Origin of the sequence: Rhizobium esperanzae, from assembly GCF_014197615.1 — a bacterium.
GTDB lineage: Bacteria > Pseudomonadota > Alphaproteobacteria > Rhizobiales > Rhizobiaceae > Rhizobium > Rhizobium esperanzae_A.
This window is the reverse complement of sequence record NZ_JACIFY010000044.1, coordinates 1-3756: the sequence shown is the minus strand read 5'-3', so window position 1 is coordinate 3756 and position 3756 is coordinate 1. Positions and strand designations below refer to the sequence as shown.

The following is a 3756-nucleotide window of genomic DNA, read 5'->3' as shown; positions in this document are numbered from 1 at the left end:
ATAACCGGCGACGGCAGCAATCGCCGCCAGTCCGCTGTCGGCGATTGCGGCTTCCGGTGATGGTCTGGGGTCGCCTATGGTCTCTGCCTCCGCCGCCCCAGCGTCGGATGCCATCTGGATGTCCGTCATGTTATGGGATCAATAAAGAGAGAGTATGCCGGCGCCAGGAGGCGCCGGCGTGAAACAAGAGATCTTGCTATGCGGCATTGACCGTCTGACTGGCTCGCACTGCGAGCATGGCATCACCGACCAGATAGTGGTTGCTACCATCGACTGACTGATAAGAACTGGTGCCGCTGATCGCCGAACCATCGGCAAAGGCCTGCGCCCCGTCGTTGCTCGGCATCAGGTTGATCAATCGGATGCCGGCGACGGTCATCGTTTGCAGTTCGCCGGCGTCGCTAATGCCGTTCTGATTGAGGTCGCGCCAGACCCTGAACTCATTCCAACGCTCGTCGTTCACATCAAGCACGTTGTCATGGTTGGTGTCGAAAGCACGCCGCAGACCGTCAAGATCCGAGGTCGACTCGTTACTCCAAACGCTAAACGCCAATTCTCGCCCCTGGTCGATCTTTCCGTCCGGGCCGGCCGTTCCATCAACACCAAGATCGATCGCCAGGAAGCCGTCCTGGGGGCCGACCCAAGCTGTCTGATCCGCCACACCATCGCCGTCCCAATCGAAACCCACCGATGAGCCGAGTGTGTCAAGAGGACGAAGATCGACATGGCCGTCGCCATTCAGGTCCAAAAGAACGGGACTGGTGCCTCTCGCTATAACACGTCCCTGGGCATCATACTTTTGCCACCAGTCCAACGTGCCACCCCGGTCGGAATGGTACTCGTACTCTATGCGGGTGCCGTCATCGAAATAGGTATCGCCGCTGGTTCTGACCCCATATCTGTCGAAGCGAATGATGTCTCTAGTCCACGACTGGTTATTCAGATAGTCACGGTATTCGTAATACCATTTCTTTGACTCGTCCATTTGCACGAATGTTTGCATGAGGACATTCGATGACGAATATGATTCAGTCTGAAATCTCCATTTCTGGCCGCCGAGGTCATAAGTCGTCTTGTCCGTTTGACCGCTATCGAAGGTCGTTTCTTCGTAAGTCGTCTGTCCGGCGCTATTCTGGATCACGAGACGAGATGACCAGTTTGCGTTCGCTCGGTCCCACGCGTAGTAGCGCGTGTCGCCGTTGTCATAATAGATGTTCTGAACTGTGAGCTGATTGCTGGCATTGTAGGAATAGTCGATGCGGTACCAATTCACGGCGTTGGCGGGATCATAGCTGGTGACATAGCGTGTGCCGTCATCATTGGCTTGATCGACCCCGACCAGTCTGCCGGCAGTGTCATAAGACTGCTTGATGGTCGTCCAAGACTGGGTGCCGGCGACATCATAGGCGGTCTTCGAGCCGTCGTCGGCCGTTTCAAGCTTGTACGTTAGCTGTCCAGCCGCATTGTAGTTCTGTTGTATCTGCGACCACGCCGCAGCATTCGATGGATCGAAGCTGATCTCGATCCGCGTGCCGTCGTCGTAGAACTGCTTTTCGAGCGTCTTCCTGCCGGCCCCGTCGTATTGCTGCTCGACCCTTGTCGATGTGCTCGCATTCAGCGGATCGTAGAAAGTGACGGTTGTCAGCAAGCCGGCCTTGTTGGCATTGGCCACACTCAGCGTCTGCCCACTCGCTCCGTCATAGGTCGTCGTCACAGAGCTTCCGTCAGCCGCAACGATGGTCTCAGCAGTCTTGCGGCCAAGCGAGTCCGTCGTGAGGCTGGAGGAAAGCGAGCCGAGCGCGGTGACTTGAACGACGTTTGTCTGCGCCATTGCGCCGCTGGCGTTGAGATCCACCTTGGTCAGGGTGATCGAGCCATCAGCATGCGTTACCGCCGTCTCGGTATGATCGATGGTTCCGTTGTTGCCGGCATCCTTCGACAGTTTGGTGATCAGGCCATCGGCGCTGGTCGAGATCGTGCCCTTTGCCGTCACCGTGCCACTGGCGTTGCTTTCGGTCACCGCCGTGACGATGGAGCCGTCGACTTGGACGGTCGACTGCATGACGGTCTCGTAGACGCCGTTGCCGTCATAATCGTATTTGGCGATTTTGGTGCGGCCATCTGCCGATGTGGTTGTCTCGATTTTCGCCGCGATAGCCTGTGTCCAATAGACACCGCCCGGGGTCAGGTTGGAAACCAATCGCGCCGTTGCATTGTTGGTAACCACGGAAACCGAGGCGCCGGTGGAATCGACTGTGATGGTTTCCACCTGATCGGCCGTTCCATCGCCGTTGATATCCTTCGACGTCGTCTTCAGCCTGCCGTCGGCAGAACTCTGGATCGTCGTCGTTGCAGCCAGCGTACCAGCCGGCAGATCCGTATCGGAAATGACAGTGGTGCTGCTGCCGTCGGCATTCGCGGTAAAGTTCGTCAGCCGCTGACGATCGATCGTACCATCGCCATCGAGATCCCAAGTCGTGGTTGTCAGGCGACCGTCGGCGGATACGATGACGGTCGATTTGTCCTTGATCGTTGTCCCATCGGCCTTGAAGTTGGTGGTGACCGATGTCTGGATGCCGGAATTGGCGGTGACCGTCTCTTGGTGTTGATCGACCTTGTCATCACCGTTGCCGTCGCGGTCAATGGTGAGGGTCAGCTTATCGGCGCTGGTGAGGCTGACGATCTTGCCGATCCGGATGGTTCCACCACTATCCCTCGTTTCGACAGTCTCGCGCACGGCGCCGTCCGCCAGCACCGTGATCATGTCGGTGACGGTCTGGTTGGTAAAGCCCGGACGCTCTTGGCTGGAGGAGGTGATCAGGCCGTTGGCGCTGATCGTGGTTGTGGTCCTGGAGATCAGCGAACCGTCGGCCTTCTTGCTTTCAACCGTTCGCGTCTTGGTGCCATTGGCATTCAAGACCGTGACATCGGTCGCCGTCTGGCTGTAGGCGCCGGCACCTGTGGGATCAATCTGGGTGGTGATCGACAGACCATTGGCGCTTGTGGTGACGAGATATCGGCTGGTCAGCGTCGTGCCAGTCAGATTGCTGATCGTCTGCGTCCTGGACCCATTGGCGTTGAGAATGGTGACGTCGGTGCGGCTCTTGTTGAAGGTGGTGCCGCCACCGGTGCCCGCGGTGTCCCACTGGGTGGTAACCGTCAGGCCGTCTGCTGACACCTCTGTCAGCGTGATGCTCTTGGTGACGCCGGCGACGATATCGTTCGTTGTGGTCGCCGTGCTACCGTTGGCCTTCAGAATCGTGGTGCTGGTCGTTTTCTTGTCGACTGTGCCGTTGCCATCGCTGTCATATTCGATGGCCTGGGTCAGGCCGTCGGCCCACGTGGTGATGGTCTTCGAGTCCTTCACAAGATTGTTGGCGCCCAAGTCGCTGAGGACCTGGACCGTCTTGCCGTCAATCTGCTTCGTCGTGGCCGACTTCTTGTCGATATAGCCATCGCCGTCGACATCGACAGTGACCGTAGTCGTAAGACCATGCGCCGCCACTGCGGTGACGGTCTTGCTTTCCAGCGTCGTCCCATCCGCCTTGAAGTAAGAGAGCGTCTCCGTCGTCCCGCCATCGGCGTTGAGAACGGTAACGTCGCTCATCGAGCGAACGGTTTCCCCATCGGCATCCGCCCAGCTTACTGTCTTGCTCAACCCGCTGGCGCTGACATTTGAAGTCGTGCGGGAAATCAGCGCATCGCCGATGCCCTTTTTCGAGACCGTCTCGGTGCGGCTGCCGTCCGTGTTCAGCA

The 3756-nt window shown here is 58.2% G+C and carries 1 protein-coding gene; it reads right to left on the bottom strand.

Annotated features, from left to right (window positions below):
- Positions 1 to 196: 196 nt before the first annotated feature.
- A partial coding sequence (locus tag GGD57_RS28920; RefSeq protein WP_432443410.1) for a beta strand repeat-containing protein occupies positions 197 to 3756 on the bottom strand: 3560 nt, incomplete at its 5' end.